Source organism: Streptomyces pilosus, from assembly GCF_014649835.1.
GTDB classification, from domain to species: domain Bacteria; phylum Actinomycetota; class Actinomycetes; order Streptomycetales; family Streptomycetaceae; genus Streptomyces; species Streptomyces pilosus.
In genome coordinates, this window is sequence record NZ_BMTU01000007.1 from 219,701 (window position 1) to 244,469 (window position 24,769).

Here is a 24,769-nt window from a genome sequence, read left to right on the forward strand (position 1 = left end):
TGTCATGCATCCGATGGTCAAACCCGCGCTGCGGCGCGGCTGGCGCGATCTCAACACCGTGCAGTTCGGGATGACCCCGGCGCACGCGCTGACGGTGGGTCCGATGGACACCGCGACGGGCAGTTTCCTCGACCTGCTCGACGGCACGCGCGGTGTGGAGCTCCTGCGCGAGGAGGGGCGGCGCATGGATCTGCCCGACGGTCACACCGACCGGCTCCTGCGGCGGCTGTCGCGGGCCGGTCTGCTGGACGACTCCCGGGGCGGCGGCCCGGCCGGCGAGGCCCTGCGCGACAGACCGGAGGTCCTCGAGCGGCTCCGCCCGGACCTGGCCTCCCTCAGCCTGACCACCTCCGAGCCCGGCGATCCGATCCGCCGGCTGGCGGCGCGTCGCAGCATGCGGGTGCAGGTGAGAGGCGCGGGCCGGGTGGGCGCGACGGTCGCGGCCCTGCTGTCGGGCGCCGGTGTGGGCGAGGTGCTGGTGCGTGACGTGGGGCGGGTGGAGCCGTGGGACGTCACGCCGGGCGGACTGCCCGCCGAGGCCGTCGGCGAGCGCCGGGAGGAGGCGGCCCGCCGCGCGGTGCGCCGGGCGGCACCGGACCGGCCGCCGCGCCGGACCGCCCGGTCCCCCCTGGAGAAGGGCGACCCGGGGCACTCCCTGGTGATCTTCGCCCCACGGGACGATGTCGCCGTGCACGCGCCCGATCCGTCCGCCGCCGAACCCCTCCTCGCCTCCGGCACGCCCCACCTCTACGCCGGGGTGGTGGAGGGGACCGGTGTCGCCGGGCCGCTGGTGCTGCCGGGCGAGACGAGCTGCGCGGGATGTCTCCAGCACGACCGGGTCGACCGGGACCCGACATGGCCCCGGCTGGTCACCCAGTGGCGCTCCGGCCGCAGGCGCCGGACCGGCGCCTGCGATGTGACTCTCGCCACGACGGTCGCGGGGCTGACGGCCGCCCACGCGCTCGCCTTCCTGGACGGCCGGGTGCCTTCCACGGCCGGCGCCCGCTGGGAGGTGTCCCTGCCCGGCCTGCACTGGCACGCCCGGCCGGTGTGGCCCCACACCGCCTGCCCCTGCGGAGCGGCCGGGAGGGGTCCAGGGGAGGAGACGGACGGCGGCCCGGACGAAGGTAAGCGAGAACACACCACCGGGTCCGGGGGGTCCCGCGCGACAATGGCCGTGCAAGGGCCGCCGGACCAGTGTCGCCGTCAGGCGGACGCGGAGCGGCCGGCAGGTACTTGGAGGGCGCATGTCTGATCTTCCCCGGAAGGCGGTCACCCGGACCGCGAAGCTGGCCGCGCTCCCGCTCGGCTTCGCCGGACGGGCGACCTGGGGTCTCGGCAAGCGGATCGTGGGCGAGTCCGCGGAGATCGTCGGCCGCGAGCTCCAGCAGCGCACCGCCGAACAGCTGTTCAAGGTGCTCGGCGAGCTCAAGGGCGGAGCGATGAAGTTCGGCCAGGCTCTGTCGGTCTTCGAGTCGGCCCTGCCGGAGGAGGTCGCCGGCCCCTACCGGGCCGCCCTGACGAAACTTCAGGAGGCGGCCCCGCCGATGCCGACCGGCACCGTGCACGGCGTGCTCGCGGAGCGGCTCGGCGAGGACTGGCAGGAGCTGTTCCTGGAGTTCCAGGACAAGCCGGCCGCGGCCGCGTCGATCGGCCAGGTGCACCGGGCGGTGTGGCACGACGGCCGCGAGGTCGCGGTCAAGGTGCAGTACCCGGGCGCCGGGGAGGCCCTGCTGTCCGACCTGACCCAGCTGAGCCGCTTCGCCCGTCTGCTGGGCCCGCTCATTCCCGGTATGGACGTCAAGCCGCTGATCACGGAGCTCAAGGACCGTGTGTCGGAGGAGCTGGACTACGGCCTGGAGGCCCAGGCCCAGCGGGCCCACGCCGAGGAGTTCGCCGGCGATCCCGATGTCGTCGTACCGGACGTGGTCCACCAGTGCGAGCAGGTGCTGATCACCGAGTGGATGGACGGCATCCCCCTGTCGGAGATCATCTCCGGCGGCACCACGGAACAGCGCGACCGAGCCGGCCAGCTCCTGGCCCGTTTCCTGTTCTCCGGCCCCGCCCGCACCCGTCTGCTGCACGCCGACCCGCATCCGGGCAACTTCCGTCTGCTGCCGGGCGGGCCGGACGGGGAGGACGACTGGCGTCTGGGCGTGCTGGACTTCGGCACCGTCGACCGGCTCCCCGGCGGACTGCCCTCCCCCATCGGTGAAGCGCTGCGCATGACGCTGGACGGCGAGGCGGAAGCGGTCTACGCGATGCTCTGCGCCGAGGGCTTCGTCAAGGAGTCGATCGAGCTGGACCCCGACGCGGTCCTCGACTACCTGCTGCCGATCATCGAACCGGCCCGGGTGGACGCGTTCACCTTCACCCGCGGATGGATGCGCGGCCAGGCCGCCCGGATAGCCGACCCCCGCTCCCCCGCCTACCAGCTGGCCAAGCAGCTCAACCTGCCCCCGGCCTACCTGCTGATCCACCGGGTGACGCTGAGCACGATCGGTGTGCTCTGCCAGCTGGGGGCGACGGTGCGGCTGCGGGACGAACTGGAGGAGTGGCTGCCGATGTTCGTCCCCGAGGAGCCGGTGGAGGAGGAGCCTGCCGCGGAGGCGTGACCGGCGCGGCCGTCCCGACGCGCCGCGGGGGCCGGTCCGTTGACACGGACCGGCCCCCGGCGGAGGAGACCGGGCCCCCGGCCGGGGGCCACTGCTTCGGTGGAGCGGTGACGGGCGGATCGGCTACTGCATGACCGCCATCGCGAGCGCGCGGCGGGCGCGCCGGGAGGCACGCTCCGCCCGGCGCTGCATCCGGCGCGCGGTCACCAGGCGTACGGCCTGGCGCTCCTGTTGCGCCTCGTGCAGTCGCTCGTGCATTCGCGCACGGGCCATGGCTTCTGGGATGAGTTGCATCTCTCGGGTCCTGTTCTGGCGCGAGTCGTTCGCACCACTGGTGGTGAAGTCTTCGGTCGCGGAGCCTGCGGGCTCGTGGGCGGACGGCATCATCGGGGCCTGCTTCTGGGGGTCGTGCGTGAGGGGGCGGTCGATCGTTCCCGGGGTGTTCATGCTGTGACCGGGTTCTTGCGCGGGCGGCCACGCGGCCGCTTCCGGGCGACGACCACTCCCTGGACGAACAGCTCGCCACCCCAGACGCCCCAGGGCTCGCGCCGCTCCTTGGCGCCGGCGAGGCAGGCCTCGACCAGCGGGCAGGTGCGGCACAGGGACTTGGCGTACTCGACGTCCGCGGGCGACTCGGCGAAGAAGACCTCCGGGTCGTAGGAGCGGCACGGGACGGGCACGCCCAGGTTCTCGATGGCGTCGTCGAGCGCGGTGAGCGCGGTGAGCGGAGTCAAGGTCGGGTCCTCCGTGGAGCCGTACTTGGGGATCGTGTCGGAAGGCGGTACGGACGGGGCGTGCGCTTCGAGTTGCACGGTTCGTCTTCCTCGTCTGGTCGTTTCCGGCCGGTTGGCCGGGTGGCGGCTTGGTACCGGGTCGTTTTCCTGCCCCGAGGCGCTTCGGTCTGCTCCCCGTTCGGGGCAAACAGAAGGGCCGCGGATCCCGGGTGGGGTTCCGCGGCCCTGAAGGCGCCGGCCTGATCGAATCAGGCTGGATCACTCCAGGGTTCTGGCCCACGGAAGGCCCACATCAGGTGGTGCTGCGTCGTCTGCTTCCGGAATCCGGCACCGGCCGCCGCAAAGGCATAGGCCTGCGCCTGTGCCACTACTGCTTCCGGTGCCTTGGTCGGTCGCTCATCGCGCTCACGGACGGCGGAGGCCGCGGGAGCGAGGGAGGACGCCAGGTGTGCGGCACGCATGCCGGACAGACCGGTGCCCTGGTTCGAGGCGCCGAGAATGCACAGGGAGACAGCCGAGCGATCGGTCAGTTTGACGATGGAGCTGGTGTTGATGCTGATCACTGGACTCGCCTCCTCTCGGCGTCTCAGGGACTGGACGAACCAGTCCGCGGATGTGCAAGTAGAACACGGAATCGGGGCCTTGGAGAAGGCCGCCGTCCCCGTGCCTAAGAACCTAGGGGGATCGCCGGGGCATGCGCAAACTATTTTTTCGACGAGTTCGCATCAGTCCGGATCGCGCTCCCCGACGCCCTCACGGCCTGCGCAGATGGCCAGCACATCGGCCCCGTAGCGGCCCAGTTTGCGCATCCCCACCCCGGGGATGCGGGCCAGATCGTGCTCGTCGTCGGGGGCCGTCTCGGCGATGGCGATCAGCGTCTTGTCGGTGAAGACGCAGAAGGCCGGCTGGCCACTGCGCCGCGCCTGGTCGGCACGCCACTCGCGCAGCCGCTGGTACAGGCCCTCGTCCATGTCGGAGGGGCAGTCCTCGCAGCGCATCAGCTTCATCTCGCCCGCGTCCGTCAGCGTGCGGCCGCAGACCCGGCAGCGGGCGGGACTGCGCTGTCCCCGTCGCGGGCGCGGCGCGGCCGGACGCGACGCCGTGCCGAAGCTGCCCCGCTCCACTCCTCCCGCTCCGGCCGCACCGCCCCGCCCGCCGGCCGCCGGCGATCCCGGGCGCAGCCCGTCGAGGAATCGGCTCGGACGCCGGTTGGGCCGGCCGCCCGGCGCACGGGAGAGGGACCAGGAGAGGTGGAGACGCTCACGGGCGCGGGTCACCCCGACATAGAGGAGGCGGCGCTCCTCCTCGATCTGCTCGTCCGTCTTTGCGTAGGTGATCGGCATCATGCCTTCGGCGACCCCGACCAGGAAGACGACGTCCCACTCCAGCCCCTTGGCCGAGTGCAGCGAGGCGAGCGTGACGCCCTGGACGGTCGGGGCGTGCTGGGCGTTCGCCCGCTCGTCGAGCTCGGCGACGAGGTCGGCGAGGGTGACCCCGTCCCGGGCGGCGGCGAAGTCCTGGGCCAGGTGGGCCAGCGCGGCCAGGGACTCCCAGCGCTCGCGGACGGCGCCCGAACCGGCCGGCGGCTCCGTCGTCCAGCCCTCGCCGGAGAGGACGGCGCGCACCTGGGACGGCAGGTCGGGGGCGTCGTCGAGGAGCGCGTCGTTGCGCCCGAAGCGGGCCGCGGCACGCAGGGACACGATCGCTTTGCGCACCTCGGGGCGGTCGAAGAAACGCTCGGCGCCGCGCAGCTGGTAGGGCACCCCGGCGTCGGCGAGGGCCTGCTCGTACGTCTCGGACTGGGAGTTCGTCCGGAACAGCACGGCGATCTCGCTCGCCGGGACGCCGGCGTCGATCAGCTCACGGATGCGGCGCGCGGCGCCCTCGGCCTCCGCGGGTTCGTCGGTGTACTCGGTGAAGACCGGCTCGGTGCCGGGAGCGCGCTGCGAGATCAGTTCCAGCCGGTGGTCGGCGGCGCGGCCACGGGCCTGGGCGAGCAGTCCGTTCGCCAGCCGGACGACCTGGGGGGTCGATCGGTAGTCGCGGACGAGCTTGACGACGGTGGCGCCGGGGTGGCGGGTGCGGAAGTCGAGCAGATGGTCGGGGGTTGCTCCCGTGAACGAGTAGATCGTCTGGCTGGCGTCGCCGACCACGCACAGGTTCTCCCGCTCGCCGAGCCACAGTTCGAGCAGGCGCTGCTGGAGCGGGCTGACGTCCTGGTACTCGTCGACGACGAAGTGCTGGTACTGGGCGCGCACCTGCTCGGCGATGTCGTGCCGGTCCTGGAGGACGGCGACGGTCAGCAGCAGCACGTCCTCGAAGTCGATGACGGCACGCTCGCGCTTGAGCTCCTCGTAGGCGGAGTAGAGCTGGGCGACCTCGGCCGGGTCTCGGGGGGTCTCCCGTCCGGCCTTCGCCGCGGCGGCCGCGTAGTCCGCGGGGACGGTCTGGGTGACCTTGGACCACTCGATCTCGGCGGTGACGTCCCTGAGCTCGCCCCGGTCGAGCCGGATGCGGCAGACGGCGGCCGCGTCGGCGACCAGCTGGATCTTCCGGTCGACGAGCCGGGGCAGGGAACCACCGATCGCTTTCGGCCAGAAGTACTGGAGCTGGCGCAGCGCCGCGGAGTGGAAGGTGCGGGCCTGGACGCCGCCGGCGCCGAGCTGGCGCAGCCGGCCGCGCATCTCGCCGGCGGCCCGGTTGGTGAAGGTGACGGCGAGCACGCTGGAGGGCTGGAGGATCCCGGCGCGCACCCCGTAGGCGATGCGGTGGGTGATCGCCCGGGTCTTGCCGGTGCCCGCGCCCGCCAGCACGCACACCGGACCGTGCAGGGCGGTGGCCACGGCCCGCTGCTCGGGGTCGAGCCCTTCGAGCACCGCGTCGGCCGAGTCCGGTGCCTGCGGGAAGAGGGTGGAGTGCGTTGCTGCTGTCACACAGCCATGCTGCCAGGTCGCGCGGGACGGGTGAGCCGGTTGTCCACAGGGAGGGCCTCGCAGTCGTACTAATGCGGCAGGCGTCACGCCCTCGTGCGGCAGGCGTCCTGCGGAACACCGCCCGCGGGCCGCCCGCGGATCGCCCGGCGGCCGCACCCGCCGGTGGGAATGCCGGCGCCGTCTCGTACGTTCCTCCCACGACGAGGACTTCCCCGAGCCGCCGAAGGAGCGCGAGAGGCATGCAGGGCACTGTGACGATGTACAGCACCACGTGGTGCGGTTACTGCCGCCGGCTGAAGAGCCAGATGGACCGTGAGGGCATCGCGTACACCGAGATCAACATCGAGCAGGACCCGGCGTCGGCGGCGTTCGTGGAGAAGGCGAACGGCGGAAACCAGACGGTGCCGACCGTCCAGGTGGTTCCTTCCGGCGGTGGCGCGGAGGTCGTGATGACGAACCCGAGCCTCGCCCAGGTGAAGCAGGCTCTCGGCGCCTGACCCCGGGCCCGGGTGCGCCCCCTCCGGTCGACACGACCGGAGGGGGCGCGCGCTTTCCGGGACGGTGCGGGCCGTCGCGTCGCGCGGACGGTCAGAAGGCGCCGCGGGTCGGCAGGTCCTTGCCGTACCAGCGTTCGATGAGGCGGGCCGCGATGGAGATGCCGTAGGGCGGGAGCACCTCGCCGGAGGCGAACGCGGCCCCGAGTTCGTCGCGGGAGAACCAGCGGGCCTCGTGGATCTCGTCGCCGTCGACGTCGATGTCGGTCGTGGTGGCGCGGGCGGTGAAGCCCAGCATGAGGCTGGAGGGGAAGGGCCAGGGCTGGCTGGCCACGTACTCGACCTCACCGACGGTGATGCCGACCTCCTCGTGGACCTCGCGGCGCACCGACTGCTCGATGGACTCGCCGGGCTCCACGAAGCCGGCGAGCGTGGAGAAGCGGCCCTCGGGCCAGTGGACCTGGCGGCCGAGGAGGATGCGGTCGCGGTCGTCGACGACGGCCATGATCACCGCGGGGTCGGTGCGCGGGTAGTGCTCGGCGCCGCAGGCCGGGCAGCGGCGGATGTGGCCGGCGGCGGCGATGACGGTGCGCTCTCCGCAGCGGGAGCAGAAGCGGTGCAGCCGCTGCCAGTTCTCCAGGGCGACCGCGTGCACCATCAGGCCCGCCTCGCGCGGGGACAGGAGCAGGCCCGCCTCGCGCAGGCCCGCAGGGCGGGCGGAGTCGTCCATGCGGCCGGGCAGGGAGTCCTTCTGGAGGGCGAAGTAGCTGACGCCGTCCTGGTCGGTGCCGAGGAAGTAGCGGTGGGCTTCGGTGAGCGGGGCCTCGAAGGTCGGGGTCATGACGAGTTCGGTGCGGCCGTCCGCCGTCTCGTCGATGAGGACCTGGCCGCCGGAGACCACGAAGCAGCGGGTGGAGGGGTGACTCCACGCCGCCGCGAGCCATGCCTCGTCGAGCCGGTGGTGGGCGGCGCGGTCGATGCCGCTCGGGGCGGTGAGCGAGATGGGGCGGTCGGCGGTGTGGTCGGTCCAGGTGGTCACGGGTGCTTCCAACTCCCCCGGTGGAACGGATTGGGTCGGCGGGCGGTTCGGCGGGGCGTGCGGCGGGAGGGGCGGGATCCGGCGCGGCGGGGTGCCGGTGGGTCGGTTCCGGGTGTCCCGCGCGGGTGTCGGGTGCGGACGGCGTGGTGCGGTCAGGGGGCGTGCCGCCAGTGCTCGGCGAGGTCGCCCCACAGGTGGGCGCTGGTCTCGACGCCCTTGAGGAGGAGGTCCAGCTCGACCTTCTCGTTGGGGGCGTGCCAGCCGTCGGACGGGACCGAGATGCCGAGGAACAGCACCGGTGCCCCGAGGACGTCCTGGAGGTCCGCGGCGGGGCCGGAGCCTCCCTCACGCGTGAACAGGACGGGTTTGCCGAAGGCGCGGCCCATCGCCCGGACGACGGACTGGAGGGCGGGGTGATCCAGCGGTGTCAGGCAGGGGCGGGTGGCGGGGCTGAAGGAGATCTCGTGCCGGATGCCGTCGGGGAGGTGTCCGGGCACCCAGGCGCGGACGGCGTTCGCCACGTGCTCCGGGTCCTGTCCGGCGACCAGCCGGAAGGAGAGCTTCACCGTGGCGGAGGACGGGACGATCGTCTTGCTGCCGGGGCCCTGGTAGCCGCCGCCGATGCCGTTGACCTCGGCGGTGGGGCGTGCCCAGACGCGTTCCAGGGTGCTGTACCCGGCTTCACCGAGGGTGCCGTGCGACCGGGCGGTGCGCAGCCACCGGTCCTCATCGAAGGGCAGGGCGGCGAAGAGTTCGCGTTCGCGGTCGGTCAGGTCGACGACGCCGTCGTAGAAGCCGGGAACCGCGACGCGCGCCTGCTCGTCGTGCAGGGCGGCCACCAGGCGGGCGGCGGCGGTGGCCGGGTTGGGGACGGCGCCGCCGAAGGAGCCGGAGTGGATGTCCTGGTCGGGGCCGAACAGCCGGATCTCGCACTCGGCGAGCCCGCGCATGCCGGTGCACACGGTCGGGGTGTCCTCGGACCACATGCCGGTGTCGGAGACGATCACGGCGTCGGCGGTGAGCCGGTCGGCGTGCTGTTCGACGAGGTCCCGGAAGTGCGGGGACCCGGATTCCTCCTCGCCCTCGATCAGCAGCTTGAGGTGGACGGCGGGGGTGGTGCGGCCGGTCGCGGCGAGGTGGGCGCGGACGCCGAGGGTGTGGAAGAAGACCTGCCCCTTGTCGTCGGCCGCGCCGCGTGCGTAGAGGCGGTTGCCGCGGACCACGGGTTCGAAGGGGTCGGTGTCCCAGCCGTCCTCGCGGGCGGCGGGCTGCACGTCGTGGTGGCCGTAGACCAGCACGGTGGGAGCCCCGGGGTCGGCGGAGGGCCACTCGGCGTAGACGGCCGGGGCGCCGGGGGTGGGCCAGACCTCGGTGGTGGGGAAGCCGGTCTCCTTGAGCTTCGCGGCGAGCCAGTCGGCGCTGCGGCGCACGTCGGGGGCGTGGTCGGGCTGGGCGGAGACGGACGGGATGCGCAGCCACTCGGCGAGGTCGTCGAGGAAGACGGCGCGGTGCTGCTCGATGAAGGTACGGACGGCGCTGACGGCACTGTCAACGGGCTGGCTCATGACTTCGAGCCTATCGGCCCGCGGGGGTGTCCTCCGAGTGCGGTATCTCACCGGAGGGCTCCTCCAGCAGCAGCCTCTCGAGCCCGTCACGTCCGGGCAGGGAGCCGGGGCGGACCACCTCGCCGGTGCGTACGTAGAGGAAGGCCGCTGTGACGGATTCCACCTCGATCCCCTGCTGCTCGGCCCACGCGAGCCGGTAGACGGCGAGCTGGAGCGGATCGGCGGTGCGGCCCCGGCCGGTCTTCCAGTCGACGATCTCGTACGTCGTGCCGTGGTCGCCTTCCACCCTGTAGACGGCGTCGATACGGCCGCGGACGACGCGGCCGGCGATCGACAGCTGGAAGGGTGCCTCCACCCGGTGAGGCGTCCGGTGGGCGTACTCCGTTCGCTCGAAGGCCTCCTTGAGCGCCTCAAGGTCGCGTTCGTCGTCGATCTCGGCGTCGCTGCCGGGCAGCTCGTCCGGGTCGAGCAGGGGGAGCGTCAGCGCCTCGAAGCGTGCCTCGACCCAGGCGTGGAAGCGGGTGCCGCGGCGCGCGGCGGGCTGCGGCGGGCGGGGCATGGGGCGGGCCAGCTCCCGGGCGAAGGCGTCGGGGTCCTCGGCGAGGCGGAGCAGCTGGGACGCGGTGAGGGAGGCGGGCAGCGGGACGTCGGTGACGGCCGCGCGGGTGCGCAGCAGTTCTCCGGTGAGGGCGTCGAGGTCCCGGTCCCAGGAGGCGACGGTGCGGGCTTCCTCCGGGGTGAGCCGGGGACCCGACGGCGCCCGCACGGGCCGGTGCCGCCGGGCGCGGGGGCGTTCCGTCGCCTCGGGGGCGGTCGCCTGGTGGGGGACGGTGGGGCGGTCGGTGCTCCAGGAGTCCCAGTCGTCCGGGTCGGCGTCGGCGAAGGGGTCCTCGTCGTGGAGCCGGTCCTCATCGGGGAGCCGGTCCTCGTCGTGGAGCCGGTCCTCATCGGGGAGTGAGTCCCGGTCGCGGAGCCGGCCCTCGGCGTCGAAGGGCCCCTCGTCGCGGAAGGGTTCCTCGTCCCGGGGAGCCGCCTCGGCGGAGAAGGGGTCCTCGTCGGGGAACGGGGCCTCGTCCGTGAAGGGGTCGTCGTCGTCCGGTGGCGGTGGCCAGTCCGGGTGGTCGTGGGTGTCCGGGTCGTGCACGGCGGTGGCGGGGCCGTCCGGCGGGCCGGCGAGGCCGTCGAGGTGCGCGAGGACCGTCTCGGCGGCCGCGCGGCGGCGGGCGAGGGCGGCGTCGTCCAGGGGCAGCGGCCACGCCCGGTGGTCGCCGGCCCGGTGCAGGGCGGGGTTCTCCTCGTCCTCGGCGGGTTCGTCCGCCCATGCCTCGATCTCGCCGTACCCGGCGGCGCAGTGGTCATGGAGGGCACGGAGGAAGTCGGAGGGTCCGCGGGGCTTCTTCTGGCTGGGGCCCCACCAGTGCCCGGAGCCGAGGAGGAGGGAGCGGGGGCGGGTGAAGGTGACGTAGCCGAGGCGGAGCTCCTCGGTGTGCTGGTGGTCCTTCATGGCCTCGTGGAAGGCCTTCAGGCCGCGGGAGTCCCAGGACGCGACATCGGGCAGGGTGTCGGCGTCGCCGCGCAGCGCGTGCGGGAGCACCTTGCCCTGCGCGGTCCACTTCTCGCGGCCCTGGCCGCTGGGGAAGGTGCCGGTGACCAGTCCGGGGACGGCGACGACGTCCCATTCGAGGCCCTTGGACTTGTGGGCGGTGAGCACCTTGACGGTGTTCTCGCCGCCGGGCAGGGCGTTGTCGAGGCCCTTCTCGTACTGGGCGGCGGTGTGCAGGAAGCCGAGGAAGGCGAGCAGGGTGGCCTCGCCGTCGCCCGCGGCGAAGGAGGCGGCGACGTCGAGGAAGTTGGAGAGGGTCTCGCGGCGGCGGGCGGCCAGGGCGTGCGGGGAGGCGGAGAGTTCGACCTCGAGGCCGGTGACGGCGAGGACGCGGTGCAGGACGTCCATGAGGGGGTCGGCGAGGGAGCGGCGCAGGTCGCGCAGTTCGGCGGCGAGCCGGGCGAAGCGGACGCGCGCGTCGGGTGAGAAGGGCAGGCCGTCGTCGTCCCCGCGGCCGTCCAGCGGGGTCTCCAGGAACGTGTCCAGGGCGTCGGCGAGGGAGATCACCTCGGCCGGGTCGACGCCCTCGACGGCTTCGGCGAGCCGCCGGTCGGGGTCGTCGCCGGAGTCCACGCGCGCGTGGGAGACCAGGCGCCGGGCGCGGCGCCCCAGCAGGGCGAGGTCGCGGGGGCCGATGCGCCAGCGCGGGCCGGTGAGCAGCCGTACGAGGGAGGCGTTGGCGCCGGGGTCCTGGAGGACCTCGCAGACGGCGACCAGGTCGGCGATCTCGGGCAGGTGCAGCAGCCCGGACAGGCCCACCACCTCGACGGGGACGTCCCGGGCGACCAGGGCGCCCTGGATCTCGGCGAAGTCCGTCGCCGTGCGGCACAGCACGGCGATCTCGCCGGGCGCCTTGCCGGTGCCGACGAGGTGGGCGATGGAGTCGGCGATCCAGTCGATCTCCTCGGCGTGGGTGGACAGCAGGGCGCAGCGGACGGTGCCGTCGCGCTCGGCGCCCGGGGCGGGGCGGAGGGCTTCGACGCCCTCGTGCAGGGCGCGCAGGGGTTCGGCGAGGCCGTTGGCGAGGTCCAGCAGGCGGCCTCCGCTGCGGCGGTTCTCGCTGAGCGACTGGCGGGTGGCGGGGCGGCCGCCGGCGTGGGCGAAGTGTTCGGGGAAGTCGTCGAGGTTGGCGACGGAGGCGCCGCGCCAGCCGTAGATGGCCTGGCAGGGGTCGCCGACGGCGGTCACCGGGTGTCCGGTGCCGTCGCCGAACAGTCCGGCCAGCAGGACGCGCTGGGCGACCGAGGTGTCCTGGTACTCGTCGAGGAGGACCACGCGGAACTCGTCGCGCAGGATCCGGCCCACCTCGGGGATGGCGGCGAGGCGGGCGGACAGCGCGATCTGGTCGCCGAAGTCGAGCAGGTCGCGTTCGCGTTTGGCCTCCCGGTAGCGCAGCACCAGCCCGGCGAGCTCACGCCGCGCGGCGGCCGCCTCGGGGACCTTGCGCAGGTCGGCGTTGGTGAGTTTGACGCCGTCCAGGGCGCGCAGCAGTTCGGTGTCGTGGGCGCGCAGGTCCTCGGGTCGTACGAGGTGTTCGGCGAGCTCGCCGTCGAGGGTGAGGAGGTCCCCGACCAGGTCGGGGAAGGAACGGGTGAGGGCCGGGTAGGGGCCGGGGGCCTCACGCAGGACGCGCGCGGCGAGCTGGTAGCGGGTGGCGTCGGCGAGCAGCCGGGAGGTCGGCTCCAGGCCGATGCGCAGTCCGTGGTCGGTCAGCAGGCGGCCAGCGAAGGCGTGGTACGTGGAGATCACCGGCTCGCCCGGGGGGTCGTCCGGGTCGATGGCGTCGGGGTCGGTGACGCCGGCCTTGATCAGTGCCTTGCGGACGCGTTCGGCGAGTTCGGCGGCGGCCTTGTTGGTGAAGGTGAGTCCGAGTACCTGTTCGGGGGCGACCTGGCCGGTGCCGACCAGCCACACCACGCGGGCGGCCATGACCGTGGTCTTGCCCGATCCGGCTCCGGCCACGATCACCTGCGGGGCGGGCGGCGCGGTGATGCAGGCCGTCTGCTCCGGGGTGAACGGGATCCCGAGGAGCTCCTTGAGCTGATCGGGATCGGTGATACGGGCGGGCACACAGAGAATCTAGCGGCGGGGACTGACAGCGGTGCCCCACGGAGCGCTCCGGCCGTACGGAACCGCAGGTCGGAGCGGGTGGTGCGATGCGTCACGCCCGTCACTCGACGCCGTGTTCGCCCGTCGCCCGACGACGTGTCACGCCCGTCACTCCACCACTCCACCACTCCACCACTCCGCCTACTCCACCACGTGTCGTCACTCGACGACGTGCCGGCCTTCGGGGCGGGCGCTGCACGAGGCGCGGAAGGCGCAGTGGGCGCAGTGCTGGCCCGCGGTCGGGGTGAACCGTTCGTCGAGGACCTTGCCGGCGGCGGTCGCCAGCAGGTCACCGACCCACTCACCCTCCGGCGGCTCCTGGGCCTGCACCTTCGGCAGGGTCTCGCCGCCGTCCCGCTGGGCGGCGCCCTGGCGGAGCTGGACGAGTTCGGCGCCGCCCGGTTCGGGGCGCGCTCCGTCGAAGACCTCGTCGACGGCGCCCTCGCCGACGGCGAGCTGGTAGACGGCGAGCTGGGGGTGGCGGTCGACCTCCTTGGAGCTGGGCGCCTGCTTGCCGGTCTTGAAGTCGACGACGTACGCGCGTCCCTCGCCGTCGGCTTCGACGCGGTCCATCTGACCGCGGATGCGCACCGCGTAGTCACCCGCTTCGAGGGTGACGTCGAAGTCGTGTTCGCTGGCGACCGGGGTGCGTCCGGTGCGGTCCATGACGTGCCACTTCAGGAAGCGTTCGAGCGCCACGCGCGCGTTCTCCTTCTCCTGTGCCGATTTCCACGGCGCGTCGAAGGCGAGCGCGTTCCACACGGAGTCGAGGCGTTCCATGAGGACGGCGAGGTCGGCCGGGGTGCGTCCGGAGGCCACCTCGTCGGCGAGGACGTGCACCACGTTGCCGAAGCCCTGGGCGGCGGTGGCGGGCGCGTCGGCCTTCACCTCCCGGCCCAGGAACCACTGGAGGGCGCAGGTGTTGGCGAGCTGGTCGAGGGCGCTGCCGGAGAGGACGACGGGCTGGTCGCGGTCGCGCAGCGGCACCTTGCTCTCGGTCGGCTCGAACATGCCCCACCAGCGGTAGGGGTGCGCGGCGGGGACGAGCGGGCGGCCGTCCTCGTCGGCGAGCGCGGCGAGCCGGGCCAGCCGCCGGGCGGCGGCCTGGCGGAGGACGTCGGAGACCCGGGGGTCGACCGTCGTGGCGCGCAGTTCCGCGACCAGCGCGGCGACGGCCAGGGGCCGGCGGGGACGGCCGGTGACGTCCTTGGGTTCGACGCCGAGTTCGGTCAGGAAGCGGGAGGGCTGGTCGCCGTCGTCGGCGGGGGCCTTCACGGCCGTCACGACGAGACGCTCGCGCGCGCGGGTGGCGGCGACGTAGAACAGGCGGCGTTCCTCGGCGAGCAGCGCGCCGGGGGTGAGGGGTTCGGCGAGCCCGTCGCGGCCGATGCGGTCGGCCTCCAGCAGGGAGCCGCGGCGGCGCAGGTCGGGCCAGAGGCCCTCCTGGACACCGGCCACGACGACCAGGCGCCACTCCAGGCCCTTGGAGCGGTGCGCGGTCATCAGGCGCACCGCGTCGGGGCGGGCGGCGCGCCGGGTGAGGGTGTCGGCGGCGATGTCCTCGGCCTCGATCTCCTCCAGGAAGTTCAGGGCGCCCCGGCCGCCGGTGCGTTCCTCGGCGCGTGCGGCGGTCGCGAACAGGGCGCACACCGCGTCCAGGTCACGGTCGGCGTTGCGGCCGGCCGCGCCGCCCCGCCGCGCGGAGCGTTCCAGGCGCTGGGGCCACGGCGTGCCGTCCCACAGGTCCCACAGGGCCTCCTCCGCCGTGCCGCCGCCCGCCAGCCGCTCGCGGGCCCGGCGCAGCAGGGAACCGAGCCGCTGGGCGCCGCGCGCGTAGACCGGGTCGTGCACGGCGAGCCGCTCCGGTTCGGCCAGTGCGCGCGCGAGCAGCTCGTCCGAGGGCGGGGGCAGCGGGTTGCCCCCGGCGCGCTCCTCCTCGCGCAGGGCCCGCCCGAGGCGGCGCAGGTCGGCGGTGTCCATGCCGGCGAGGGGGGACGTGAGCAGGGTGAGGGCGGTCTCGGTACTGAGCCAGCACGCATCCGCGCCGGTGTCGGGGGCAGGCCCGGTTTCCGCGCCGGCGCCGGTACCGGACTCCGTGCCCGTGTCGGCGCCGGCCCCGGCGGTGACCCCGGGCGCGGTCGCGGGCCGTCCGTCCGCCTCGGCGGTCGCCACCGCGCGCAGGGCCGTCAGCAGCGGTGCCACCGCCGGTTCGTGGCGCAGGGGCAGGTCGTCGCCGTCGACGTCCACGGGGACGCCCGCCGAGGTGAGGGCACGGCGGACCGTGGGCAGCGTGCGGGAGCCCGCCCGTACCAGGACGGCCATGTCGTTCCAGGGCACCCCGTCCTCCAGGTGGGCCCGGCGCAGGATGTCGGCGATGTTGTCCAGCTCGGTGCCGGACGTCGGGTACGTGTGGACCTCGACCCGGCCGCCGTCCCGCGCCGGGGTCAGCTCCCGGTGCGCGCGGACCTTCTCGGCGGGGAGCCGGGGCAGCGGCATGCGCCGGGTGATCAGCCGGGTGGCCTCCAGCAGGGCGGCGCCGGAGCGGCGGGAGGTGCGCAGCACCTCGACCGGTGCGGGGCGGCCGTCCGGGCGGGGGAAGGCGTGGGGGAACTCCAGGATGCCGCCCACGTCCGCGCCCCGGAAGGCGTAGATCGACTGGTCGGGGTCGCCGAAGGCGACGAGGGTGCGGCCGCCGGCCAGCGCGTGCAGCAGCCGTACCTGTGCGGGGTCGGTGTCCTGGTACTCGTCGACGTAGACGGCGTCGTACCGCGCGGCGAGCTGCCCGGCGATCTCCGGGCGGCCGGCGAGCAGCACCGCGCGGTGGACGAGTTCGGCGTAGTCGAGGACGCCCTGCAGGTCGAGGACGTCGAGGTACTCGGCGAGGAAGGCGGAGGCGGCCCGCCAGTCGGGGCGTCCGATGCGGCGGGCGAAGGCGTCCAGGGCGTCCGGCCCGAGCCCCAGTTCACGGCTGCGGGCGAGCACCGCGCGGACCTCGTCGGCGAAGCCCCGGGTGGTCAGGCAGGCGCGCAGTTCGTCCGGCCAGCGCACGTGGGCGAGCCCGAGCCGCTCCAGGTCCACCTGGCCGGCCAGCAGCTCGCGGACGGTGACGTCCTGCTCGGGGCCCGAGAGCAGCCGCAGCGGCTCGACGAAAAGGTCGCTGTCCTGGTGGGCGCGGATCAGGGCGTAGCAGAACGAGTGGAAGGTGGTGGCCTGCGGGGCGTGCGCGGCCCCGATGCGCAGGGCCATGCGGTCCCGCAGTTCGACGGCCGCCTTGCGGCTGAACGTCAGCACCAGGATGCGCTCGGGGTCCTGGCCGCGGGCGATCCGCGCGGCCACGGACTCGACCAGCGTGGTGGTCTTCCCGGTACCGGGACCTGCGAGAACGAGCAGCGGGCCGGTCGTGTGCTCAACCACGGAGCGCTGCGCGGCGTCCAGTTCAGGGGGGTCCACGTGAGCCGGCGGGGTACGCACCAGTCGGTAAGCGCCACGGTTCCCCCGTCGCACCGGGGGGTGCGACAGGCCGCTGATGGAAGAAGAGGAGCTCACGTGGTTCGCCGGTCCTGGTGGGTGTGCTGTGGGGCCGTTCGCCGCGCGTGCGGGGCGGTGGGCGGGTGGTGAAGGGGATGCGCGCTGCCGACGCTACGCCGGGGGAAACAGTGGAAGCAGAACTTCCGCTTCTTCCCTCCGGCCGCTCACGGCGCACATGTCCCTCACCTCACGAACGTACGTCATGCCACGGATGTGCTCCCTTTCCCCGGAACGGATCACAGGTCACACGGCGGTGCGCGCGATGGCGGAGGCTGTCAGGTGTGACCCCCGCCGTCCCCGCCGCCGTCCCATCGCGCACGTCTCATGTCGAGGCGCGGCACATGGTCCTGCGCCGCCCGGCTCGCCTCCTTCAGCGGCGTGCCCTCCGCGCGGTAGTGGCCGAGGGCTCTGAGCTCGTGTCCCGGCAGCAGCACGCCGTCCGCGCGGACCACGCGCCACCAGGGCACGGCTCCCCCGTACAGGGCCATCACGCGCCCCACCTGCCGGGGGCCGCCCTCCCCCAGCCACTCGGCCACGTCCCCGTACGTCATGACGCGTCCCGGCGGGATCAGCTCGGCCACCTCGAGGACCCGCTCGGCGTACTCGGGCAGGGCGTCCGGACCCGGCGGGCCGCCGTCCGGCGCCAGGCTTTCCTGACTCATCCGTCCCATCCTGCCCCACGCCACCGACAACGCGGCGCGCTCACGCGCGTGCGCACGACTCGCCCGGAGGCAGCGCTTCGGGCAGACTGTGCCGCCCCGCTTTTCGACCCTGATGCCCCCTTGTGCCGATACGGCATGCCACCATCGTGCGGGCGGTGACCGGTGATACGAGATCGAGAAGAGACGATGAAGCAGCAGGGCGCGCACCCGGGGGACGCAGAGGGCAGCCCTGACGCCTCGTCGCGCCCGGACACCGCGGAACCCGGCCGCCCGGACCCCGACACGGCGCACATCGACGAGCTGGAGGGCGACGAGCCGCTGCTCCCGGCACGTGTGCACCGCCCCTCGGATCTCATGCGGCTCCTCGGCGGCGTACTCGCCGTCGTGGTGCTGCTGGCGATCGCCGCGTTCGCCCACGGCACGACCTCGGGGCTGGAGCAGGACATCACCAAGGGCACCGGACAGGCGCCCGACCTGCTCATCAAGATCGCGGGTCTGGCCTCCAGCATCGCGATCCTCCTGGTGCCGGTGGCCTTCGCCATCGAACGGCTGATCAAGCGGGACGGGCTGCGGATCGCCGACGGCGTGCTCGCCGCCGTCCTCGCGCACGGTGTGACGCTCGCCACCGACCTGTGGGTGGCGCGTGCCGCCCCGGACTCGATCCAGGACGCGCTCACCCAGCCCTCCCCCGGCGACATCCACGCCCTGACCGACCCGGTGCACGGCTATCTGGCACCGGTGATCGCCTACATGACGGCCGTCGGGATGTCCCGCAGACCCCGCTGGCGCGCGGTGCTGTGGGTGGTGCTGCTCCTCGACGCCTTCTCGATGCTGGTCACCGGGTACACGACTCCGTTCTCGATCATCCTCACGGTGCTGATCGGCTGGACCGTCGCCTACGGCACCCTCTACGCCGTGGGGTCACCCAACGTGCGCCCCACCGGACGCACCCTGATGGCGGGCCTGCGCACCGTCGGTTTCCGCCCCGTGACCGCCTCCCGCGAGGAGGCGCCGGACGCCTCCGAGACCGGTGACCGCGGACGGCGGTACTTCGTCACCCTGGAGGACGGGCCGCCGCTGGACGTGACGGTGGTCGACCGGGAACAGCAGGCACAGGGATTCTTCTATCGCGCGTGGCGCAATCTCGCCCTGCGCGGCTTCGCCACCCGCAGCAGCCTGCAGTCGCTGCGCCAGGCGCTGGAGCAGGAGGCGCTGCTGGCGTACGCGGCCATCGCGGCCGGCGCCAACGCGCCCAAGCTGATCGCGACCTCCGAACTCGGGCCGGACGCGGTGATGCTCGTCTACGAGCACAGCGGCGGGCGCACGCTCGACTCGCTGCCGGACGAGGAGATCACCGACGAGCTGCTGCGCGACACCTGGCACCAGGTGCGGGCCCTGCAGTCCCGCCGCATCGCGCACCGCAGACTGGTGGGCGACGCCATCCTGGTGGACCCCTCGGGCACGGTGATCCTCACCGATCTGCGCGGCGGCGAGATCGCGGCCGGTGAACTGCTGCTCCGCATGGACGTCTCCCAGCTGCTGGTGACACTGGGCCTCAGGGTGGGCGCGGAACGCGCGGTGGCCTCCGCGCTGAGCGTCCTCGGCCCCGACGCCGTGGCGGACTGTCTGCCCATGCTCCAGCCCATCGCGCTGAGCCGGTCCACGCGCGCGACCCTGCGCAGGCTCGCCCGGGAGCGCGCCGAACGCGAACGCGAGGCGGTGCTGGAGGCCTCCCGGCAGCCCAGGCCGGTCCGCGCGGAGCTGAGCGGTTCCCACGACGCCGCCGCCGAACGGGCGTCGCTCGACGGGACGGCCGACAGGACCGACCGGTCCGAGCGGTCCGAGCGGTCCGAGCGGTCCGAGCGGTCCGACAAGAAGGCCGTACGCGCGGAGCAGCGAGCCGAGAAGCGGGCCATCGACGAGGCGCTGGAGGAGGCGCGGGAGGAGGATCTGCTCACCCAGATCCGGCACGAGGTGCTGCGGATCCGGCCGCAGGCCCCGGTCGAGCCGGCCCGTCTGGAGCGGGTGCGCCCGCGGACGCTGATCAGTCTCATCGCCGGCGCGATCGGCGCGTACTTCCTGCTCACGCAGCTCACCCACATCGAGTTCGGCCCGCTGATCGCGAACGCGGAGTGGGGCTGGGTGGCCGCGGCGGTGCTGTTCTCGGCGGCCAGCTACGTCGCGGCGGCGATGGCCCTGCTCGGGTTCGTGCCGGAGCGGGTGCCCTTCGTACGGACCGTGGCGGCGCAGGTCGCCGGGTCGTTCGTGAAGATCGTCGCCCCCGCGGCGGTGGGCGGCGTCGCCCTGAACACGCGCTTCCTCCAGCGCGCCGGGGTGCGACCGGGTCTCGCGGTGGCGAGCGTCGGCGCCTCGCAGCTGTTCGGGCTCGGCTGCCACATCCTGATGCTGCTGGCCTTCGGGTACCTGACCGGTACCGAGAAGACGCCCTCCCTCTCGCCGTCCCGCACGGTGATCGGCGGCCTGCTCACCGTGGCGGTGCTGGTCCTGGTCGTGACGTCGGTGCCGTTCCTGCGGAAGTTCGTCGTCACCCGCGTGCGGTCGCTCTTCGCGGGCGTCGTGCCGCGCATGCTCGACGTGCTCCAGCGGCCGCAGAAGCTGGTCACCGGCATCGGCGGCATGCTGCTGCTGACGGCGTGCTTCGTGATGTGCCTGGACGCCTCGATCCGCGCGTTCGGCGACGAGACGACCTCGGTCAGCCTCGCCAGCGTCGCCGTGGTCTTCCTCGCCGGCAACGCGCTGGGGTCGGCGGCGCCGACGCCGGGCGGCGTGGGTGCGGTCGAGGCGACCCTGACGGTCGGTCTGATCGCCGTCGGCCTGCCCAAGGAGGTCGCCGCGCCGGCGGTGCTGCTCTTCCGTCTGCTGACCCTGTGGCTGCCGGTGCTGCCGGGGTGGATCGCCTTCAACCACCTCACGCGCAAGGCGGCCTTGTAAGGAACGGCCCGGCCCCGGTGCCCCTCCCTCGTACGGCCCGCGCCCCGCGCGTCCCGCCCCCGGCGACCGCAGGATGGGATCATGCCCCGCCCCTTCCGCCCGCGTGCCGCCGCCCTGACCGTCTGCGCCGTGCTGCTCCCCGCGCTGCTGGCGGGCTGCGGCGGGGACGACGAGGGCGCGGACCCGACCCGGCAGGAGCTCGACTGGAAGAGCTGCCCGGCCCCCTCCGAGGCCCAGGGCGGCGGACCTCCCCCGTCCCCGCTGCCGGGTGACCGGGGCGAGTGGTCCTGCGCCACCATGAGGGCGCCGCTGGACTGGGACGACCCCGGGGGCGACACCATCGGCCTCGCCCTGATCCGCGCCCGGTCGAGCGGCCCGGCGGACGAGCGCATCGGTTCCCTGATCTTCAACTTCGGCGGCCCGGGTGTCTCCGGTGTCACCACGCTGCCCGCCTTCGGCGACCTGTACGCGACCCTGCGCACCCGTTACGACCTGGTGGCCTTCGATCCCCGCGGGGTCGGCCGCAGCGCACCCGTGGCCTGCGAGGACGACCAGCAGCTCGATGCGCTCCTCCAGCAGGACGCCACTCCGGACGACGCCGCGGAGCAGCGCGAACTCCTGCGCAGCACCGAGGACTTCAACGCGGCCTGCGAGGCGAACTCCGCACGGATCCTGCCGCACGTGCGCACCACCGACGCCGCCCGCGACCTGGACCTGATGCGTGAGGTCCTCGGCGACGAACAGCTGCACTACTTCGGCTTCAGCTACGGCACCGAACTCGGCGGCGTCTACGCCCACCTGTTCCCGGGAAAGGTGGGCCGGGCGGTGTTCGACGCGGTCGTCGACCCCACCCTGACGGCCGAGCAGGGCGCGCTCGGCCAGGCCCGTGGCTTCCAGCTCGCGCTCGACAACTACGCCGAGGACTGCGTCTCCCAGGTCGAGGGGTGCCCCGTCGGGGAGAGCGCGCAAGACGTGAAGGACCGCATCGCCGGGCTGCTGAAGGACCTGGACGGCAGGCCCGTGCCGGGGGTCTTCCCGCGCCGGCTGACCCAGAGCACGGCGACCGGCGGGATCATGCAGGCGCTCTACTCGCGGGACTTCTGGCCGTTCCTCACCGACGGTCTGGAGCAGGCGTACGACGGTGACGGCACGATCCTGATGCTGCTGTCCGACTCGATGAACGGACGCGGGGAGAACGGCGAGTACAGCAACCTGATCGCCGCCAACACCTCCATCAACTGCGCCGACGCCAAGCCCCGTTACAGCCCCGAGGACGTGCGGCGCAGCCTGCCGGCGTTCCGTTCCGCGTCCGCGCTGTTCGGCGACTTCCTGGCCTGGGGCATGATCGGCTGCACCGACTGGGCGGTCCCGGGTGCCGCCGACCGTCCCGACGTGAGCGCCCCGGGCGCCGCCCCGGTCCTGGTGATCGGCAACACCGGCGACCCGGCCACGCCGTACGAGGGGGCACGCAGGATGGTGCGGGCGCTCGGCGAGGGGGTCGGCGTGGAGCTGACCTACGAGGGCGAGGGACACGGCGCCTACAACAGCGAGGACGCGTGCGTGCAGCGGGCGGTGCACGGCTATCTGCTGGACGGGAAGGTGCCGGCGGCCGGGACCGTCTGCCGCTGAGGAGCGACCCTGCCGCGCCCCTTCGTAACCCCGCAGGTCAGAGGCTTTTCCACAGGCTGTCACGGTGAGTGGCGAATCTGCCTACCATGGCACGACCGCCATCCGTGGCACGGTGCGGACGGCAAGCGAGGGGGGAAATCGGCACATGACCCGTTTCACACGGTGGGCGGCCCTGGCGGCCGCCGCCGCGCTGCTGACGGCCGGCTGCACCGGCGGCGGCTCACCGGACGACGACTCCGCGGACGACGGCAGGAACGGCACGGCGCTCGACTGGGGACGCTGCAAGGCCTCGGGGGACGAGCCCGCGCCGGGCGGCAACTGGCAGTGCGCCACCCTCCCGGTTCCACTGGACTGGGCGAAGCCGGACGGCCCGACGATCGGGCTCGCCCTCATCCGGGCCAAGGCCACGGGCGACGACCGGCTCGGCTCCCTGCTGTTCAACTTCGGCGGCCCCGGCGGCTCGGGCGTCTCCATGATGCCGTCCTACGCCCCCGCGGTCTCCGCCCTGCACGAGCGGTACGACCTGGTCAGCTGGGACCCGCGGGGCGTGGCCGCCAGCGAGGGCGTCCGCTGCCGCGACGACGAGGACATCCAGGCCGCCGAGTCGACGGTGGACGGCACCCCGGACACCCCGGCCGAGGAGAAGGCGTACCTCCGGGACGCGGCCGACTTCGGCAAGGGGTGCCAGGAGTCCGCGGGTGACCTGATGGCCCACGTCTCGACCACCGACACCGCGCGCGACATGGACCGCATCCGGCAGGTCCTCGGTGACGACAGGCTGAACTACTTCGGCATCTCCTACGGCACCGAACTCGGCGGCGTCTACGCCCACCTGTTCCCCGAGAAGGTGGGCCGGCTGACGCTCGACGCGGTGGTCGACCCGACCGCGGACACCGTGGGGCACGCCAAGAACCAGACGCGCGGCTTCCAGACGGCCCTCGACAACTACCTGAAGTCCACCGGCCGGGACCCGGAGCAGGGCTCCCGGGAGATCGCGGAGCTGCTGGACCGGATCGACGCCGAGCCGCTGCCGACGTCCTCCTCCGGACGGGAGCTGACCCAGTCGCTGGCCCTGACCGGCATCGTACTGCCGCTGTACAGCAAGGACGGCTGGCCGGCGCTGACCAGCGCGCTGGACGCGGCGCAGGACGGGGACGGCACGGAGCTGCTGGCCCTGGCCGACGGATACAACGAACGCGACGCCTCGGGGCGCTACGGCACCACGACCCACTCGCAGCGGGTCATATCGTGCCTCGACGACAAGCAGCGGCCGACCGTCGAGGAGACGAAGCAGCTGCTGCCGGAATTCGAGGAGATCTCGCCCGTGTTCGGCGCCTTCCTCGGCTGGGACACGGCCGGCTGGTGCCACGAGTGGCCGGTACCGGGCCGGTTCGACACCCCGGAGGTGAGCGCGCCGGGCGCGCCGCCGATCCTCGTGGTGGGCAACACCGGCGACCCGGCCACCCCGTACGAGGGCGCCCGCAAGATGGCGGACGAGCTGGGCGAGGGCGTCGGCGTGGTGCTCACCTGGAAGGGCGAGGGCCACGGCGCGTACGGGAGCGGCAGCGACTGCGTCGACTCCACGGTGAACGCGTACCTGCTGGACGGCACGGTGCCGAAGGACGGCAAGGTCTGCTCATGACGACGGCGGGGGCTCCGCGCACCCGTGGTGCCCGGAGCCCCCGCCTAGGCCTCGGTGGTGGCCGGCGTCGCTCAGTAGACCGGCTTCGCCGGTTCGATCTGGTTGACCCAGCCGATCACGCCGCCGCCGACGTGGACGGCGTCGGCGAAGCCCGCTGCCTTCAAAACCGCGAGGACTTCCGCACTGCGGACACCCGTCTTGCAGTTCAAGACGATCTTCTTGTCCTGCGGCAGGCTCTCCAGGGCGTTGCCCATGAGGAACTCGTTCTTGGGGATCAGGCGGGCGCCCGGGATGGACACGATCTCGAACTCGTTCGGCTCGCGGACGTCGATGAGCTCGATGCTCTCGCCGTCGTCGATCCACTCCTTGAGCTGCTTGGGAGTGATCGTCGAGTCTGCGGCCGCCGCCTGGGCCTCCTCGGACACGACGCCGCAGAAGGCCTCGTAGTCGATGAGCTCGGTGACGGTCGGGTTCTCGCCGCAGATCGCGCAGTCGGGGTCCTTGCGGACCTTGACCTGGCGGTACTGCATCTCCAGGGCGTCGTAGATCATCAGGCGGCCGACGAGGGGCTCACCGATGCCGGCGAGCAGCTTGATGGCCTCGTTCGCCTGGATGGAGCCGATGGACGCGCACAGCACGCCGAGGACGCCGCCCTCGGCGCAGGACGGGACCATGCCCGGCGGCGGGGGCTCCGGGTAGAGGCAGCGGTAGCAGGGGCCGTGCTCGGACCAGAAGACGGAGGCCTGGCCGTCGAAGCGGTAGATCGAGCCCCAGACGTACGGCTTGTTCAGCAGCACGCAGGCGTCGTTGACCAGGTAGCGGGTCGCGAAGTTGTCCGTACCGTCGACGATCAGGTCGTACTGGCTGAAGATGTCCTTCACGTTGTCGGCCTCGAGCCGCTCCTCGTGAAGCACCACGTTCACGTACGGGTTGATGCCCTTGATCGTGTCCCGCGCGGACTCGGCCTTGGGGCGGCCGATGTCGGCCTGACTGTGGATGACCTGGCGCTGCAGGTTCGACTCGTCGACCTCGTCGAACTCCACGATGCCGAGCGTGCCCACGCCCGCCGCGGCCATGTACATCAGCCCCGGGGAACCCAGGCCGCCGGCGCCCACAAAGAGCACCTTGGCGTTCTTCAGCCGCTTCTGCCCGTCCATCCCCACATCAGGGATGATCAGGTGGCGGGAGTACCTGCGGACCTCGTCTACGGTGAGCTCGGGGGCCGGCTCGACCAGGGGTGGCAGCGACACGGGGACTCCGTTGG

Annotated in this window: 16 protein-coding genes; 6 read left to right on the top strand and 10 right to left on the bottom strand. The window is 73.2% G+C overall.

Translation table 11 applies throughout. From position 1 onward, the window contains the following. Positions 1-4: 4 nt before the first annotated feature. Both IE118_RS19880 and IE118_RS19885 read left to right on the top strand, forming a co-directional pair. Positions 5-1,255 (top strand): ThiF family adenylyltransferase, encoded by a 1,251-nt coding sequence (locus IE118_RS19880; RefSeq protein ID WP_189559308.1) that lies wholly within the window; start codon positions 5-7, stop codon positions 1,253-1,255. After that, positions 1,248-2,615: an ABC1 kinase family protein gene (locus IE118_RS19885; RefSeq protein WP_189559309.1), complete on the top strand. Its 1,368-nt coding sequence runs from the start codon at positions 1,248-1,250 to the stop codon at positions 2,613-2,615. Before IE118_RS19880 ends, IE118_RS19885 begins: the two co-directional genes overlap by 8 nt. A 123-nt stretch (positions 2,616-2,738) precedes the next feature. Here the strand turns inward: IE118_RS19885 and IE118_RS19890 are convergent, their stop codons facing one another. The 4 genes from IE118_RS19890 to IE118_RS19905 all read right to left on the bottom strand — a co-directional run bounded on the left by IE118_RS19890 (position 2,739) and on the right by IE118_RS19905 (position 6,282). After that, positions 2,739-3,062, bottom strand: a complete 324-nt coding sequence (locus tag IE118_RS19890; RefSeq protein WP_189559310.1) for a putative WhiB-interacting protein — start codon at positions 3,060-3,062, stop codon at positions 2,739-2,741. Beyond that, positions 3,059-3,427: a WhiB family transcriptional regulator gene (locus IE118_RS19895; protein WP_189559311.1), complete on the bottom strand. Its 369-nt coding sequence runs from the start codon at positions 3,425-3,427 to the stop codon at positions 3,059-3,061. Before IE118_RS19895 ends, IE118_RS19890 begins: the two co-directional genes overlap by 4 nt. Before the next feature lie 170 nt (positions 3,428-3,597). Continuing rightward, positions 3,598-3,912: a hypothetical protein gene (locus tag IE118_RS19900; protein WP_189559312.1), complete on the bottom strand. Its 315-nt coding sequence runs from the start codon at positions 3,910-3,912 to the stop codon at positions 3,598-3,600. Positions 3,913-4,074: 162 nt separating this feature from the next. Then, positions 4,075-6,282 carry an ATP-dependent DNA helicase UvrD2 gene (locus tag IE118_RS19905; protein ID WP_189559313.1) on the bottom strand — a complete coding sequence of 736 codons (2,208 nt, stop codon included), beginning with the start codon at positions 6,280-6,282 and terminating at the stop codon, positions 4,075-4,077. Positions 6,283-6,521: 239 nt separating this feature from the next. Here IE118_RS19905 and IE118_RS19910 point away from each other — a divergent pair, with 239 nt between their 5' ends. Continuing rightward, positions 6,522-6,779: a mycoredoxin gene (locus tag IE118_RS19910; protein ID WP_189559314.1), complete on the top strand. Its 258-nt coding sequence runs from the start codon at positions 6,522-6,524 to the stop codon at positions 6,777-6,779. Between the two features lie 91 nt (positions 6,780-6,870). On the opposite strand, the gene nudC is transcribed toward IE118_RS19910, so the two are convergent. The 5 genes from nudC to IE118_RS19935 all read right to left on the bottom strand — a co-directional run bounded on the left by nudC (position 6,871) and on the right by IE118_RS19935 (position 17,282). Continuing rightward, a complete protein-coding gene (nudC, locus tag IE118_RS19915; RefSeq protein WP_229846867.1) occupies positions 6,871-7,815 on the bottom strand; it encodes an NAD(+) diphosphatase in 945 nt (314 codons plus the stop codon). 152 nt (positions 7,816-7,967) lie between these two features. Continuing rightward, the gene (locus IE118_RS19920; RefSeq protein WP_189559316.1) at positions 7,968-9,380 is read right to left on the bottom strand and encodes a dipeptidase; all 1,413 of its coding nucleotides are present in this window, start codon (positions 9,378-9,380) and stop codon (positions 7,968-7,970) included. A 10-nt stretch (positions 9,381-9,390) separates the two neighbouring features. After that, on the bottom strand, positions 9,391-13,053 hold the full coding sequence (locus tag IE118_RS19925; RefSeq protein WP_189559317.1) for an ATP-dependent helicase: 3,663 nt from the start codon (positions 13,051-13,053) through the stop codon (positions 9,391-9,393). A gap of 198 nt (positions 13,054-13,251) precedes the next feature. Continuing rightward, positions 13,252-16,638, bottom strand: coding sequence for an ATP-dependent helicase (locus IE118_RS19930; RefSeq protein ID WP_189559318.1), 3,387 nt, complete (start codon positions 16,636-16,638; stop codon positions 13,252-13,254). 257 nt (positions 16,639-16,895) lie between these two features. Beyond that, entirely contained in the window at positions 16,896-17,282 is a 387-nt protein-coding gene (locus IE118_RS19935) for an MGMT family protein (protein WP_189559319.1), read from the bottom strand. Between the two features lie 186 nt (positions 17,283-17,468). Between IE118_RS19935 and IE118_RS19940 the strand changes: the two genes are divergently transcribed. The 3 genes from IE118_RS19940 to IE118_RS19950 all read left to right on the top strand — a co-directional run bounded on the left by IE118_RS19940 (position 17,469) and on the right by IE118_RS19950 (position 23,505). Then, complete coding sequence (locus IE118_RS19940; protein WP_189559320.1) at positions 17,469-20,234, top strand: lysylphosphatidylglycerol synthase transmembrane domain-containing protein; 2,766 nt, start codon at positions 17,469-17,471, stop codon at positions 20,232-20,234. 81 nt (positions 20,235-20,315) lie between these two features. Further along, the gene (locus IE118_RS19945; RefSeq protein ID WP_189559321.1) at positions 20,316-21,863 is read left to right on the top strand and encodes an alpha/beta hydrolase; all 1,548 of its coding nucleotides are present in this window, start codon (positions 20,316-20,318) and stop codon (positions 21,861-21,863) included. A gap of 145 nt (positions 21,864-22,008) precedes the next feature. After that, positions 22,009-23,505 (top strand): alpha/beta hydrolase, encoded by a 1,497-nt coding sequence (locus IE118_RS19950; RefSeq protein WP_189559322.1) that lies wholly within the window; start codon positions 22,009-22,011, stop codon positions 23,503-23,505. A gap of 71 nt (positions 23,506-23,576) precedes the next feature. Here IE118_RS19950 and moeZ read toward each other — a convergent pair whose 3' ends face one another. Next, positions 23,577-24,755, bottom strand: a complete 1,179-nt coding sequence (gene moeZ / locus IE118_RS19955) for an adenylyltransferase/sulfurtransferase MoeZ (RefSeq protein ID WP_189559323.1) — start codon at positions 24,753-24,755, stop codon at positions 23,577-23,579. Positions 24,756-24,769 lie beyond the last annotated feature (14 nt).

Coding starts and splice junctions, on each gene's coding strand:
- IE118_RS19880 (WP_189559308.1), top strand. CDS start 5: ATGCATCCGATGGTCAAACCCGCGCTGCGGCGCGGCTGGCGCGATCTC.
- IE118_RS19950 (WP_189559322.1), top strand. CDS start 22,009: ATGACCCGTTTCACACGGTGGGCGGCCCTGGCGGCCGCCGCCGCGCTG.
- IE118_RS19890 (WP_189559310.1), bottom strand. CDS start 3,062: ATGAACACCCCGGGAACGATCGACCGCCCCCTCACGCACGACCCCCAG.
- IE118_RS19935 (WP_189559319.1), bottom strand. CDS start 17,282: ATGAGTCAGGAAAGCCTGGCGCCGGACGGCGGCCCGCCGGGTCCGGAC.
- IE118_RS19910 (WP_189559314.1), top strand. CDS start 6,522: ATGCAGGGCACTGTGACGATGTACAGCACCACGTGGTGCGGTTACTGC.
- IE118_RS19920 (WP_189559316.1), bottom strand. CDS start 9,380: ATGAGCCAGCCCGTTGACAGTGCCGTCAGCGCCGTCCGTACCTTCATC.
- IE118_RS19940 (WP_189559320.1), top strand. CDS start 17,469: ATGAAGCAGCAGGGCGCGCACCCGGGGGACGCAGAGGGCAGCCCTGAC.
- IE118_RS19885 (WP_189559309.1), top strand. CDS start 1,248: ATGTCTGATCTTCCCCGGAAGGCGGTCACCCGGACCGCGAAGCTGGCC.
- IE118_RS19945 (WP_189559321.1), top strand. CDS start 20,316: ATGCCCCGCCCCTTCCGCCCGCGTGCCGCCGCCCTGACCGTCTGCGCC.